Source organism: Vibrio sp. 99-70-13A1 (assembly GCF_013114625.1).
Lineage (GTDB): Bacteria > Pseudomonadota > Gammaproteobacteria > Enterobacterales > Vibrionaceae > Vibrio.
The window spans coordinates 48360-63411 of the sequence record NZ_VTXD01000029.1; the positions used below are offsets into that span (position 1 = coordinate 48360).

The following is a 15052-nucleotide window of genomic DNA, read 5'->3' on the forward strand; positions in this document are numbered from 1 at the left end:
TTCGACTTAAAATTTCCCAGTTCGAGTTCGTAATGACTTATCAATGCCCTTTATGCCACCAGCCTCTTTCTCAAAAAGAGCGTACTTTTTCATGTGATAAAAATCACCAGTTTGATTTGGCTAAAGAAGGCTACGTAAATTTAATGCCAGCCCACCATAAACGTTCAAAAGATCCAGGTGACAACAAAGAAATGATGCAAGCTCGCCGTCGATTTCTGGAAGGTGGACATTACGATCTTATGCGTCAAGCAGTGGCGAAACTGTGTACCCAGCATTTAGCTCAATCAACTCCTACATTACTCGATATAGGCTGTGGAGAAGGCTATTACACCAACGAAGTTGCCTTACAGTTAATAAATAAGTCTCAGGAAGAGTCCGGAAGCCACCAGAAAATGGCACAAACTTATGGCTTGGATATTTCAAAGGTCGCGATAAAATACGCTGCAAAGCGCTACTCTTCATGCCTATTCTCAGTAGCTTCTAGTCACCGCCTCCCCTTTGCAGATAAAAGCTTAGGTGCTGTACTTCGTATTTATGCGCCATGTAAAGCTGAAGAGCTACATCGAGCCATTGTAGATGATGGCGTTGTCATCACCGTCACCCCTGCTGGTCGACATTTATATCAGCTACGAGATGAAATCTATGATGGCGTAAGAATGCATGATGAAACGGCAGAAGATATTGCTGGCTTCGAGCTTTCCCACCAAGAACAACTAAACTATATGATGGACCTAACAGGTTCAGAGGCATTTGATTTATTACAAATGACACCTTTTGCATGGAAGGCAACAGAGCAATTCAAACAACAATTGATGGCTTCCGAGCAATTTAAGTGTGAAGCCGACTTTATGCTAAGAGTGTATCGAAAAGTCTAAACTTGCTATCGATAGAAAAGGTATCACTTAACCACTGGTGATATTAATTATCATTTGCATTGAATAAAAATCTTGCCTCCTTTAGTATGCTCGTTCATCAAGGAGGCATTTTTATGCAACGTATTATTCTTCTCATCACAACTGTTTTACTTACTGCTTGTGCAAGCCAACCATCGGATAGCGATTCTCAAGTCGTTTCCACTTATTATGATTACCAACTCGCAAGCCCATCAGGTCAGGCTATTTCACTTAACCAACTTCCTGACGAGCTAAATCAAGCGGATGTAATCCTTATCGGCGAATGGCACACTCATTCAGGTGTCCATCGATTCCAAACGGATTTACTGAAATCTCTTTCAAGCAGCAATCCGAATATTGCTGTCTCTATGGAACAATTCACACGAAACCACCAAGGGATTTTGAATGCCTATCTAGCTGGAGAGATTGGCGAACAAACATTAATGTCCAAAGCTGCAGCTTGGCCTAATTACGAAAGTGATTATCGCCCACTAGTTGAGCTAGCAAAAGCAAACCGTCTAGACATTATCGCCTCTAACGCTCCTAAACCAGTGGTTCAATGTATAGGACGCCAAGGTCTTGGATACTTAGATTCATTAGATGATCAAGAACGAGCTTTCTTAGCAAAAGACATTGATACTTCAGATAGCCCCTATAAAGATAAGTTTATGGCATCGCTGCATCATGGTTCTCCAGAGCAAACGGAGAAACAATATGCTGCGCAGATAGCATGGGATGAAACTATGGCAGAATCGATTGTTAACTACCTAGCCAGTAACCCTGATAAGTCTGTTGTTCATATTGCAGGAAAATTTCATACAGAAGGTGGGCTTGGTACTGCTGCATCCATCTTGAAGAGGTCTCCAGACTTAAAGGTGGTCGTCATTACACCAGTGTCTGAATTATCTACGGACTCTGTCGACTATCAATTACAGGTTCTTGATCCACCAACTCGTTTTGTTAAGCCCGAAAATCGAATGCTGGCATATAAAAAGCTGGCTGGACGCGGTAAAGGTCTGTCATGTAATTGATTCTGGGCTTGGTGATTGATTATGGGCTTGGGCTTTGTTCCTTAACTTTGGGTTAGCTCCTTTAGCTCTGCGTGGTTCCTTTAACTTGAGCTAGTTACTTTAACTTGGGATAGTTACTTTGATTTGAGTTAGCTCCTGTAACCCGAATAGATATAAATGTATCGGCACGAGAATTGCTTGGATAAAAAACAAGCACAAAGCTGAAAAATTACACAAGTTTTTCACTCGTTAGCCGATACACTTTGTAGGGCATGTTAAGGGAGAGGCACATGACACCCGTAGGATCAAGCACCACTCAAATATATTCACCTCAACAAATGAAGGCTCAGAATGCAGCTCAAAGGTCTGCTGAGACCTCTCCTATCAAGGTGGAACAAAATAAAGTCACCCTTTCAGACGAAGGAAAAGCCTTACTCGCCGCGCTTCAAGAAATTGATAAAGAAGCTAAAACTAACAAAGCATCGAATGAGTCTGTAGGCGACAAAGTGGAATCTTTTGCCCATGGTGCACTGGGAATGGATCACCCGGATAAAATTGAAGAAGAAGACGATGGCTCTTATTCAGCTGGGCAATATCTGTCCGCTGCGGCAACAGTTGGCGGGATACTACTCGCGATACTGTAGTGTTTTGTATATCGCCATACGCATACATCCACCACATCAAACATCACCTCCCCTGATGAAATTTTTATCGTCTTGATAAAATAGTCGATTTGTTCCCTACAATACGTTCACGAGATACTTCTAGGATCGTACTTATGGAATAAAACTCGTGAAAAACTCATTCTCGCTTATTGATAAGCCAACATTTTTCGGTGCCATTGCACTCCTGCTCACGATCGTCTTTCCACTAATTATGTTCCCAACTCAGGGCGCAGAATGGATTGCCGTCGCTAAAATTTTCATGACTGACAAACTCGGTTTTCTATACCTTGCATTAGGCTTAGCAGCTTGTGCTTTTATGGTTTACGTTGTTTTCAGTGACATGGGACAAATCAAACTGGGTGAACCCGATGAACAACCAGAATTTGCCACCGCTTCATGGGCTGCCATGTTATTTTGTGGCGGTATTGGAGCCAGTATCCTTTACTGGGGCTGCATCGAGTGGGCTTACTATTACCAATCACCGCCATTTCAATTAGAACCAGGCAGTGAAGAAGCCGTTAGGTGGGCCGCAACTTATGGTCTTTTCCACTGGGGTCCAATTGCTTGGTCCATCTACCTAATTCCTGCAATACCTATCGCATACTTTTTTTATGTTCGTAAGCAGCCAGTATTGAAAGTTTCAAGTGCGCTAATGCCTGTTCTAGGAGAAAAACGTAGTAAGGGTGGCATTGGCAAACTAGTCGACATCTTCTTTATCTTCGGACTACTAGGCGGAGCCGCGACGACTTTAGGCCTTGCAGCTCCCCTGATCAGTGAAGGCTTGAATGCCCTCTTTGGCATGCCGCAAAATACCTTAACTCAAGCATTAGTTTTGCTGGTTTGTACTGGTATTTTTGCTTATTCCTCTTACGCGGGTTTAGAGAAAGGCATCAAGATTCTCAGCAATATTAACTTCTGGGGTGCCATGGGGTTACTCACGTTTGTACTTATTGCTGGACCTACAATTTTCATGCTCGAAACCGGGTTAGATTCTATCGGGCGATTACTCTCTAACTTCTTCGTCATGGCAACATGGGCAGAACCATTTGGTGGCTATGGCACCTTTGAAAATACTCACTTCCCACAAGATTGGACTATTTTCTATTGGGCATGGTGGCTAGTATTTGCACCTAGTATGGGCTTATTTGTCGCACGCATATCTCGAGGAAGAACAATCAAACAAATGGTCTCAGGTTCGATTTTCTTTGGTTCTCTAGGCTGTTTTCTATTCTTTATGATTTTGGGCAACTACGGTCTTTCATTACAACTTTCTGGTCAGTTAGATGTAGTCAGCATTTTGAATAATGAAGGGGCAACTAAGGCAATTTTCTCTATGTTGGGAGAGTTACCGATGAGCACTTTAGTCATCGCTGTATTTACCGTGCTTTGTATTATTTTTACCGCGACAACTTTTGACTCTATCTCTTACATTTTGGCTTCTGTTGTACAGAATAACGTTACCGAAGAGCCAATGCGCTGGAACCGTATGTTCTGGGCATTCACACTTTCATTCTTGCCAACAGTACTGATGTTCTTGGGTGGGTTAAGCACATTACAAACTGCTGCCATTGTTGGTGGTTTACCACTGCTTGTTATCTCCGTGATGCTGATGATCTCAGCCGTACGTGCAACCAGTTTAGATTTACGCCATCAAGAAGATTACATTGAGCCAACGATCAATATAGAAGAACTGCCAGAGATGGATCCTTGGTCTTCGGAAGGCATGGCTCTTGCTAAATTTGAGAAGGTTAGAGATTTGGCACAAGAAGCCGCTGAAAATGAGCGTGAAGCGTACCAACAACTAACGGCTATCAAGAAAAAGATTCGCTCTTATGTTTTAGAACAATCTGAAGATGTTCAAAACCATGAGCTTCCTTTGGAACTTAAACAAGAATTAGAACTTGCAGAAAGCAATTTAACAGCAGCGCAAGAGAATAAAATTGAGTTGTCTGAACAAGCTCAGAATGCTCGAATCGAGTTTAACCAGGTGGTAGCGACTTTGTCTCCGGTTTAACCTTAGCCATAACAGTCCAAATAATTTGGATACACTCTTAATAAGCAAAAGGCTCACCGATGTGAGCCTTTTTTTGTTTCTTCGTTTTACACATTCTAATATCGAATGTGAAATTAAGCGCGATTTGGGTGATTAAGAATGTGGTCTTCCCAATCTACAACATCAATTTCATACACAACTTTATTACGCACACTTTCACCTGCAGCATGCATGGCAGATTTAGAACCCGTAATTAATGGGTGCCATTCTGGAATCGGGTTATTTTCAGATAATAAACGATAAGCGCACGTATCCGGCAACCAATGAAATTCATCAATTTTATCGCGTGTTAATTTCAAACACTCTTCGCCTGAAGTAAATCGATTCGGGTAGTCTTTGCAAGAGCAAGTTTTGTCATTCAACCAACTACAAGCAACATTGGTGTAATAAACGTCATCGCTGTCTTCATCCATAAGTTTATGCAGGCAACACTTACCGCATCCGTCACACAGTGATTCCCACTCTTGTTCCGTCATTTTATCTAGTGTTTTTTCTTGCCAAAATGGATTACTCATTGGATTACTTCTTACTCTTTTACTGGGATGCGTGTTATACCGCTAGCCCATACAAAGTTCAAGGATAAAAATCACTCATCATTACTGCTTGCTTGAGTATTTTTTGCTACTATCGCGCACCTTTATTAATAAATGAGTCAAATGATGGATTGTCGTCTAGGTTGTGGCGCTACCCTGGTTAAATTCTATTAGAAGTACTACCCTCTCTATATGACTTAGAAAAGAGGTGGAGCGCTTGTGAAAATTGACATTCTCTATGATGTGCCCGTTAGGCTTGGGGAAGCTTCAGATTTAAAACCTGAGTTAGACAACTTCTCTTTCAACAACAGCTACACAACCGCCCAAATACCAATCCTTATTGGTGACTTTCACCCCGTACTGCGCGATAGAATTAATCTTTTTCTTTTACACAAAGCATCAGACGGTCTCAAAGACCTATCATCAATGGCAAAGGCCTTTAAAACGTGGGTAGTTTGGTTAGTTGATAAAAAGATTGATCCATTCTCAGTACCAAGAGTGAAGTATAAGAGCCCGACATACGGCTTTAGACAACACTTAATAGAACGAATAAACGAAGAAAAAAGTTTAAAAACAAGTACTGCGAATAGTTATACTCTAGTAATTAAAGGTTTTTATGAAACCCTATATGATGATGGAATTTTAGATAAATCGAATTTCTATCGCCATAAAATAAGTACTATCAATGGTTACAGAGAGCTTCAATCTTCCGACCTTGCCATAAGGGTTAATCGCCCAGTCGATAATAACCTGACTCCTCTTAGCCATGAAACACAATTAAAAGCTCTAAACCTTTTACAGGGTCAAACCAAAAACTTCCAGCTAGTTTTTAAACTGATGATTTTTTGTGGATTGAGATTATCAGAAGCACTATCATTCCCTTGCAGGTTAATCAAAGAAGAACTATTCCCAAACGATAGCAGCAAAATCATCAAAGGTATTAATATAGGACCAAGCCATGGTGTGAATACCAAATTTGGTGCTGATAGAGAATTATTCATGACGGTTAGACTTGCCCATGAAATTCTTGACCATGAGTATTCTTTCAATCTAAGTCTTATCCGAGAAGACTATATAGAAAGAAAGTGCCTTACATCAAAAATCACCCCTTTATTTTTAAATAAAAGCCGTAAACATTATTCAAAAAGTGCATTTTATAGTGCTTGGGCACGATTTAAAAGTCTCTATAAAAAAACATACCACCACGAATTTCAACACGGACCTCATGATTTAAGAAGTACATTTGCTACGAACTTTGTAGAAGTTGCATTGCATTCGTCCCCAGACAGTATTGATACATGTATAGAAACTGTTCGTTTATATATGGGTCATCAGAGTATTGAAACCACATTAAAGTACATTAGGTTTGTAAATAAAAGAAAGACTGCAAATAATGTTGCTGAAATAATGGATAGATATATTTTTGATGTATTTAAGGAAATCGCATGAAAAAAAGTAAGTATGATGCGGACCTTATAATAAACACTTCTAAAGTAAGCGATGGAAGATACGTTATTGACCTAAACTTGTTAACCCTCGATGGATACTTAGGCACAACAGGTACCATAAAGAGTACTATAAGTGGCGTTAATAAAGCCACGTTCGATAAATACAGCAAGAACTACTCTAAAGATTTACATAGAGAAGCAGAGATTATATCTGGATTTATTATTACTTATAAGTCCCCTGGAAGAAGGACAATATTCAACGTCCTAAAGGAATATCTTGATTTCCAAGTAGATCAAAAGAACTCACTAAGAGATCCCTCTAAACTTCCAGATTATTGTATTTTCCTCCAATCAAGAGTTTACAAGAGAGAAATATCTAGAGATCAAGCTGGAAATCGCCTATCTACTATAAACTCTTTCCTATCTTACTCTGGTGATATTTACTCAAACTATAAATATACATTTTCAGATAAAACATATCGCGAAAGTAATGATGCTTATGATAGCGAAGAACTTTCTAAAATAATACAGACCTGCTTTATAATATTTGAGACAAGTGGTGATGTAATTAATGAGCATTTAGACCGTTCAAAGCAAGGATTTAGAGACTTCTCTATTAATGATGTGACATCAATTAAAGAAGTAAAGCTAGCCAACCCAAAAACTACATTCGATTATATTGTAAGAAACCCTGTATACTGGTTTATGCATAGCGCTTTTATTCTTTTTTGTTTTTTTACGTGGAGTAACGAACAACAGTTGAAACAAAGCAATATTGACGACTTTAACTTGAACGCAGATGGCGTTGATTCTGAATTAATATATAAAGGGAGAGCTCATAAGTTTATAAGACTGAATATTGGCAAGTCCGGCATTGAAGGAGAAAGGACAGGTATAGAGTTTTACAAGCGTTTCATAAAATTACGCTTGAAGTTAGTTGAGTACTTAAAAAGTCTAGACTATATTTTTAACCACCGCGCTCTGTTATTTATGATAAACCAACGCGATAATGAAGTACGGAGACTTAATCCTGCTCTAAAATCATTTGAAAGACACCCTATTGTAAAGAAAATTATAAATATTGACCTGAGCTTTCCCAAAATTTCGAGTAGAAGGTTGAGAAAAACTGTAGAGCAGATAACAGACCGTGAAACTAGAAATCCCTTTACTATACTCGATAAGGCACAGCATAACTGGGGGACTTACCGGAAAAATTATGCACAAGGGAACAAAATAGAAGCAAGAAAAGCCATGGGATCTGCTCTCAAAAAACTTACCGAAGCTTCTATTAATGGAAAAAATTTTAAAGAGAGAAAAGAAATAGCCAAGAAGTATGATGTAATGATTGTTTCAAAAGGAAATTCTGATTACCAATTAAATGGAATAGTTTGCACTGATATTTATGGCAATTCACCTGAATCGAATAAATTCAAGCGTCAACAATCAAAAGATAAACGCACCCCTAAACTATGTGCAAATCTATCAAATTGTATGCATTGTTCAAAATGCGCAGTGATTGAAGATGAAAATGCAATTTATCAACTATTAAGTTTTCAGCATATGATCGATTATAACAAACCTATTTATATAGGTTCGAGTAATGCAAATGAAAGCTATCAATATTTAACATCAAGAATAGATCTTATGCTTGCATTTGTTGATACTAAGATAGTAGCAAGAGCGAGAAAAACCATACAAGATGAAGGTGTTTTTGAAATATGGAAGATTTAATCAGAAATACGTCCATAAATGAAATTAGACCTACGGACTTTGTCGATCAAAGTGTTAACAGTAGTATTTTCAAAGAACAAATCCCTTCTGTTAAAGTTATTTTATCAGCATTGAATAATAAAGATTATGAATCCTTATCAAATATAGTCATTATTCCATCAACTCAGAAAGATAAAGAACCAATCATATTTTCAAACGACATATGGACAAACAAAGATTTTATCAATGAGGGAGAAGTTTATCGCAAGGCAAACTTTTCTGATTTAAGTAAAGGCATTAAGCTTGAATTGAAAATTATCGGCATATTTCTCTTTTGGTTTCAATCAAAAAAAGCAAAAGTTTCGTCTATTATACGTATAATAGAAAACCTTATTGTCATAAGTAAATCATTACAATCATTAAATTTAAATTCAATATATTCTTTGGATAGAGACCCTATTAGAAATAAGTTCATGGCGACGTTCAACGAAGGGAAGAGCTCTGGAACAATAGATAATTACTTTAAATCCCTCGCCAAGCTATGCGATATGCAACATACTTTTTTTTCAGACTATGGGTTCTTCCTTAAAACAAATTTCATAAATTACTCCCCGAAAAGGAAAAGTAACCAAACTTATTGTATGCCAATAGATATTTTACTTGCCTACTGGAGTTCCTATATTAATTACTTTGAAAATCTAAAATTAAACATAAAAAACTGGGAATACATATCCAGTTTACCATATAAATACAGAGAATATTTAAAATTAAACAAACTTAAGCACCATAATAATAACTGGCTTTTTTATTTAGATGAATACTGTCAACAAAATCTTAAAGACATAAGTCTAGATACTAAGTGCAACACTCATAACCTGGTCGTTAAACGTACTGATGAGGATGTAAATGCTTATAAAAACAAGTCATATACATACGAAAAAATTGTTAATGGTAAAATTCACAACGTACCATTATCTTCATACAACCGCAGGTTTCCACAGTATATAGTCGACATGGAGGATATATACACATTCTATAATAGAGTAGCACTAGTCGCATGTGAAGCTATCCAAGCAATGAGTGGTCTAAGGAAGAGTGAGGCGGTCGTTTTAAAGTTTAATTGTCTAGTTGAAGACAGAGAGTACATTGGTATTAAATCCACTTTGTTTAAGGGGGCAGATGAGGGTGGTGTAGAAGAAGTATGGGCAGCTGCCCCGTACGTTAAAAACATCATAAACAAAATTATACCTTTAGCTTCTGCAATCTTTAGGTTGTCACCCCGTGAACTTGGTTCTCATTACATTAAAACCAATGCTAGAGCTTTTCACTCTTCTGGCATTTACTCCCTTATGACAAGTCAACGTACATCAGATAGACAGCTAAATTGGACGGAGTCAAATGAAATTTATATAACTAAAAAAGATATAGATGAGTTTTGGCAATTAAATCCAAATATATCGCTTAGAGAAAAAGTCGAGTGCCACATTTTCGTAGGAGGCAAATGGCCTATAGAGCATCATCAATTTCGGCGAAGCATTGCGGTACATGTTCGCCGTTTAGAATTAGTTACAATGAACCAACTTTCTGCACAATTTAAACATATAGCTAGGACCGTAACTGAATGGTACTCAGATGGCTATCTTAATATGAGTAATTACAAATTAACCATGGCTGAAGAGTTCGCAAAAGAGCTAGAGAAAGCAGATCTCGAAGTTTCTGCCTATATGGCTATGAAATTTCAAAATGGCAGCAACCTTTTTGGTAAGGGCGGTAAAACACTGGAAAGTCAGCAAGATCTTGATAAAAAATTCAAAACTTATCAATCCTTTTCCCATGCCAAGTCTTTAGCAAAAAGAAATAAGTCTAAGGTTATGTCATTAGGTAATGGTATGTATTGTATGAATGGAACCGAATGTGATTTTAAGCCAGTTATTCAGTCATCTAACTGCCGAACTGATTGTGAAAACTTAATTGCTGACAAGGATTCCATACCCATTTGGATTAGCAGATACAATAGGTACCGTTCACTATACCAGAAATCTGTTGACGACAACCAACCCGCAGCAAGTCAAGAGTTTTTACGTTTGGAAATGGAAACCTATAAACAAGCACTCGAGTACTATGGAGTAATCCTATGAGCAGCGTGTTAAAAAATGCTGAAGAAAGTGAGAAGGCGCTATTGGAACTCATTTCCAAGGGGATGAAAATCAGCCAACACGCTGTAGAAAAAAGGGCTGGGCTAGCAAACGGAGCCTTGAATTATAAGCACCCCAAGTACCAAGTAGTAAAGGACAAGATTAATAGAGCTAAGCTCGCGTCTGAATCTAATCAAACGGCTGCAAATAAAGAACTAAAGGTCCTCTTAGCAAAAGAAAAAAACTTGAAAGACAAATATCGCAAGGAAAAAAATCTTTTAAAGCAAAGGCTTAAGAAGTTGGAAGGGGAGCGCTTGGAGTTGATCTATCAGTTATACCACCTACAGCAATACGTAGCTAAATTAGAGGAAAATAGCATTAGTAGCCCCAATGTAATACAATGCGAGCATTCCAAATGGGGAACAACTCGTTGAGTCAATAAAGGTACTGCTAGTGACTAACTATAATATCGAAATTTCTGAATGGAATCCCTGTATCTCAGAAAAACTCGAACGTGGCTGTGGTGCCTGCTGTATCGCTCCATCCATTAGCACCCCAATACCAGGTATGCCGAATGGGAAACCTGCTGGGATAAGGTGTATACAACTCAATGACAAAAACCTCTGTAAGATATTTGGTTCATCAGATCGCCCTAGTGTATGCGACGATTTTAATAGCGACGAAACTATATGTTACGCAGGGCCTCAAGTAGCGCTGAAAATACTCAATGACCTTGAGTCGGCTACTGTTAATGGGCAATAAAACCAGATCAAGGATTTACGTATATAGCTAGCCTATAAAGAGTAACCAATGGTATGGATGGCTCCCCCTCCCCCCCTTAACCGACACCTGAACTAAAATCTTGTCATTAAGAATCGAATGGAAGTAACTATTCACCGTGAACTGTTGACAACAGTTTAAGCTAAGAACGCAGACCTTTGATAATCTTGCTTGAGCATATGATACTCGACGAGCTAACGCAGCAATTTATAAGCTGAGAACTGTTGAAGTTTTGCTGTCTCGATAAGTGAGAACATTCGCTCACAGAACGAGGCTCCTCGATATGAACGGGTTACGTAACAGCAATTTCTCATCATACAGAACAGCTCAGACAACTACAAAGAGCAAAGTAACAGTTTGTAATTGAAGTATTGGATGCTGTGATCCAACAAGGTATTCATAAAATGCCCACATATTGGAGTATATAGTAAAAAGAATGTCTATTCGCGTGTGAGTGACAGCCCTTTAATAGCAAATATTTCTTATGGAACTAATAAGCCTACATACCATGTATGATAATATGTACGCTTTTTGTCCCTGAAGACTTAGCAAGTTGATGGTAAAGTAAAATAATAAAGCCACTCCTGACGCTCGCGCCGCTCACTACTCGCTAGGAATTTATGATTTTTCTTGACAATCGCTTGTCACACGTTTCTGGACAAAACCTTCTCAGTATAATCATTTAAATTAGAAAAATACGGATAACTTTTGGTATAGGAAAGTCACTTCGTGAAATGTCCAGCTCTGTTAGTATGAATCAGGACTTGGGAGACCATAAAACCGATCATACTAATGAGCTAGCCATCGCTAACTTAGCTATTCAAATCGGTATCTATAGCTGCTTTAACAGCAATCGATACAATTCTTGGATAATTGCCGCAGTTTCTTATCTCGTAGTGTGGCTTCTTTTAGGGCAGCATATTCGAGGCACCATTTTAGGCTATGACTTAGCTAACCCTTATAGCTAAACAACATAGTTCTGGTGGTAAAGTATTTATGATTGGTATTGATAAGTGCAGTGATGTCACATCATATTAATGACGAAGAACAAACGTTGATTAGTTTTCTCTATCCATCGTTTTTATATGATTGAGATGACGAGAAAGCGCTTCTGCAAGATCCGATTTTATCAAAGGTTTAGCTAATACTTCATTTGCGCCAGCCTCTAAAAACGCATGGGTAGATGTTTGCCTAATATCGGCAGTCCACCCAAAGATAACAAGGTCATGATAGCCCGCTTCCCGTATTCTTTTAACTGTTTCCACACCATTCATTCTCGGCATATGGTTATCAATAATTACGAGGTTGAAGTAACTTGAACCCAGATGAGTTAATGCTTCATAACCATTTTCACAAGTAACGCATTCAACGTTCAACTTGTCTAAAAACCCGTTGGCTATGATGCGGTTTATTTTATTATCATCAGTCACTAGAACCTTAAACGGAGTCAGATCTACTTCCTGAATTGTTGAGCTCTTCTCACCCTCGAGTACTATTGCAGGTAGGTCGATAACAAAACTGAAACGGCTTCCTTTAGAAAGCTCACTTTCTACATTGAGTTGACCTTTCATCAACGTCACAAGCTTATAGCAGATCGCTAGCCCAAGTCCGGTACCACCGTAGTTACGCGTTGTTGATATATCCGCTTGCTCAAACTCATTAAAGATTGAACTCAGCCTATCATTAGGGATCCCAATACCAGTATCCTCAACGGCAAACTCCATTTTAGAAGGAGCGAGTAATTTGATGCTTACACTAATCGAGCCATTTTCAGTAAACTTCAATGCGTTCCCAACTAAGTTAAGTAGCACTTGTCGAATTCGAACAGAATCACCATTGTATGCTAACTCAAGATCACAACCATCAAGAAGGTTAAACTCAATTCCCTTCTCTGAACACAAGGTTTGATAAGTGTTTAACACAGGATGGATAATGTCGGACATTTTGAATGGATGCGGATCAATTTCTAGACTATTATTTTCTATTTTTGCAAGGTCTAGAATATCATTAAGAATCGCTATTAAATGTTCACCTGAACCAAGAGCCAACCTAAGAATCTCTCTCTGCTCTTCTTTTTCTAAATCGTCGACAAGCATCTGTAGGATCCCTAGTAAACCATTAATTGGGGTTCTAATTTCATGACTCATCGTTGCCAAAAACAGTGACTTCGCTTCATTGGCTTGGCACGCTTTGTTCGCTTGAGTTTCTAACTCTAGCCCAAGTTTCTTGAAATCAGTTACATCGCGTTCAATCGCTATAAAACGTTCAACCTCACCTTTTCCGTTGCGCAAAGGTACGATGTCAATATCAACCCAATAAGGTGTCTTATCGATCGTGTAATTCAATATTTCAGCTTTAACTTGGTTACCTTTTTGGAGCGCGGTTCCAATGCGGCTTACCGTCTTAAGACACGTATTTTCGCCTTGCAAGAAAGAGCCTGGCGACAAACCTTTTACAGAGTCTAAACGGTAGCCTGTCATGACTTCAAAAGCGCTATTTACCCACTCTATACGCCCTTGTTTGTCAGTAATAACAACTGCGTCTCTGGCTACTTTCACTACTGTCGCAAGAAGATGGCTGTCACGCTCTTTTTCTGCTAATAGTTTGTTGGACTCTTCTAACAACTTCTTCGACCCGTCGAGTTCTTTATGAGGATTAACAAACAATTTTTGGCCGAGCAATGCAACTAAAACAGAGCTAATAGCTAGAACGAGCAAAAGTCCATTCAGTAATTCTTTCTGAAGGGTTGATAATTGTTCATTAAGAAATGAGCGGCTTATCCCTTGAGTTAGCACCAAATCCCCTCGAGTTAAAGTCGTTTGAGTTAAGAGCCAATCTTTTTCACTGTATTTACTTTTTACTGGACTATGTGAGTGATGAGCATGTTCATTACTCGCTTCAATAAGCGAAGAAACCGGTGGCTCTATCTGGCTAAGTTCGTACCAACGTTCTCTATTTGTAACAAACGAGCCGAAAAATTCATCGTAATCAACCGCAGTTTCTCCATATATCACACCAGTAAAGTTACCCGCTTGATAAAGGGGCATAAATAACTTAATACAAATATGATTATTATCGTCATGCAAGAGATACAAGATGCGCTCGTTCACTTCTTGATTTGAGATTGCATTAAAGATGGCTTGTTCTTGTTTAGCCGCAGGGTGACGAAATGTATCCTCAAACAACAATTGCCCCGTACGATCCCGCACCGCGAATTGCATGGATTGGTTTTGCCCTTTGAAGCGTTCCAGATGATAAGAGAGGAGCTCAATGTTCAATTGTGATGCAGCATCAATCACCCCATGGTTCTGAGATGCTAACACAATACGATCTTCTGCAACTTCTAGGTACTTCTCCATAAAAATTTTAGCAGACTCAAGTTCAAAACTACTGTTTCCACTTTGCAGTTGTCTTACGGTAGATTGGCTGTGATTAGCGAGTACGTAGAGTGATATAACACCGTACGTCAAGGAGGTAAGCAATATGAATAAAGTTAACAACACTTTAGGGCTGAATGAAGAAAGCTTGACCATGCTTAAATTACTTCCGTGTGATTCCTCAACGTTATGTAAAAACTATAGAACAGATATAAGCTTTAAGTAGTGATTGGTCTGTTTTCATCGTGATTTTCGTGCATATTAAATATCAATTCTATTCATATTTTCAATATCAAACTTCTTTCTACAGACTACAGAAAGCCCTCCTAACAAGAGTGGAGGGGTGCTTGGATTCAAGTACGAAGTGCGACACCTCTGAACATAAAAACAGTAAGGTGCGATAATCATGAAGTTTGCTCCCGCCAAGAAGTAAAAAACATGAAATACA

The 15052-nt window shown here is 38.6% G+C and carries 11 protein-coding genes and 1 pseudogene; 10 read left to right on the top strand and 2 right to left on the bottom strand.

Features of this window, described 5'->3' with window-relative positions; all coding sequences use genetic code 11:
• The first annotated feature begins 32 nt into the window (after positions 1-32).
• The 4 genes from rlmA (at position 33) to F0226_RS16795 (ending at position 4582) form a co-directional block, all read left to right on the top strand.
• Positions 33-875: a 23S rRNA (guanine(745)-N(1))-methyltransferase gene (gene rlmA / locus F0226_RS16780; RefSeq protein WP_171736723.1), complete on the top strand. Its 843-nt coding sequence runs from the start codon at positions 33-35 to the stop codon at positions 873-875.
• Positions 876-988: 113 nt separating this feature from the next.
• Positions 989-1924 (top strand): ChaN family lipoprotein, encoded by a 936-nt coding sequence (locus F0226_RS16785; protein WP_171736724.1) that lies wholly within the window; start codon positions 989-991, stop codon positions 1922-1924.
• 269 nt (positions 1925-2193) lie between these two features.
• Positions 2194-2547 carry a hypothetical protein gene (locus F0226_RS16790; RefSeq protein ID WP_171736725.1) on the top strand — a complete coding sequence of 118 codons (354 nt, stop codon included), beginning with the start codon at positions 2194-2196 and terminating at the stop codon, positions 2545-2547.
• A 148-nt stretch (positions 2548-2695) separates the two neighbouring features.
• Entirely contained in the window at positions 2696-4582 is a 1887-nt protein-coding gene (locus tag F0226_RS16795) for a BCCT family transporter (RefSeq protein WP_171736726.1), read from the top strand.
• Positions 4583-4695: 113 nt separating this feature from the next.
• Here F0226_RS16795 and F0226_RS16800 read toward each other — a convergent pair whose 3' ends face one another.
• On the bottom strand, positions 4696-5136 hold the full coding sequence (locus F0226_RS16800) for a YcgN family cysteine cluster protein (RefSeq protein WP_137374688.1): 441 nt from the start codon (positions 5134-5136) through the stop codon (positions 4696-4698).
• A gap of 237 nt (positions 5137-5373) precedes the next feature.
• Here F0226_RS16800 and F0226_RS22700 point away from each other — a divergent pair, with 237 nt between their 5' ends.
• The 6 genes and pseudogenes from F0226_RS22700 to F0226_RS16830 all read left to right on the top strand — a co-directional run.
• Complete coding sequence (locus tag F0226_RS22700; RefSeq protein ID WP_171736727.1) at positions 5374-6603, top strand: site-specific integrase; 1230 nt, start codon at positions 5374-5376, stop codon at positions 6601-6603.
• Positions 6600-8333, top strand: coding sequence for a hypothetical protein (locus F0226_RS16810; protein WP_171736728.1), 1734 nt, complete (start codon positions 6600-6602; stop codon positions 8331-8333). Before F0226_RS22700 ends, F0226_RS16810 begins: the two co-directional genes overlap by 4 nt.
• Positions 8321-10450, top strand: a complete 2130-nt coding sequence (locus F0226_RS16815) for a hypothetical protein (RefSeq protein ID WP_171736729.1) — start codon at positions 8321-8323, stop codon at positions 10448-10450. The genes F0226_RS16810 and F0226_RS16815 overlap by 13 nt, the downstream gene beginning before the upstream one ends.
• Complete coding sequence (locus F0226_RS16820; protein ID WP_171736730.1) at positions 10447-10881, top strand: hypothetical protein; 435 nt, start codon at positions 10447-10449, stop codon at positions 10879-10881. Before F0226_RS16815 ends, F0226_RS16820 begins: the two co-directional genes overlap by 4 nt.
• A gap of 61 nt (positions 10882-10942) precedes the next feature.
• Complete coding sequence (locus tag F0226_RS16825; protein ID WP_345776527.1) at positions 10943-11209, top strand: YkgJ family cysteine cluster protein; 267 nt, start codon at positions 10943-10945, stop codon at positions 11207-11209.
• 791 nt (positions 11210-12000) lie between these two features.
• Positions 12001-12186, top strand: a pseudogene (locus F0226_RS16830) (IS110 family transposase); the annotation flags it as partial.
• A gap of 99 nt (positions 12187-12285) precedes the next feature.
• On the opposite strand, the gene F0226_RS16835 reads toward F0226_RS16830, so the two are convergent.
• The gene (locus F0226_RS16835; protein WP_171736732.1) at positions 12286-14760 is read right to left on the bottom strand and encodes a PAS domain-containing hybrid sensor histidine kinase/response regulator; all 2475 of its coding nucleotides are present in this window, start codon (positions 14758-14760) and stop codon (positions 12286-12288) included.
• Positions 14761-15052: the final 292 nt, after the last annotated feature.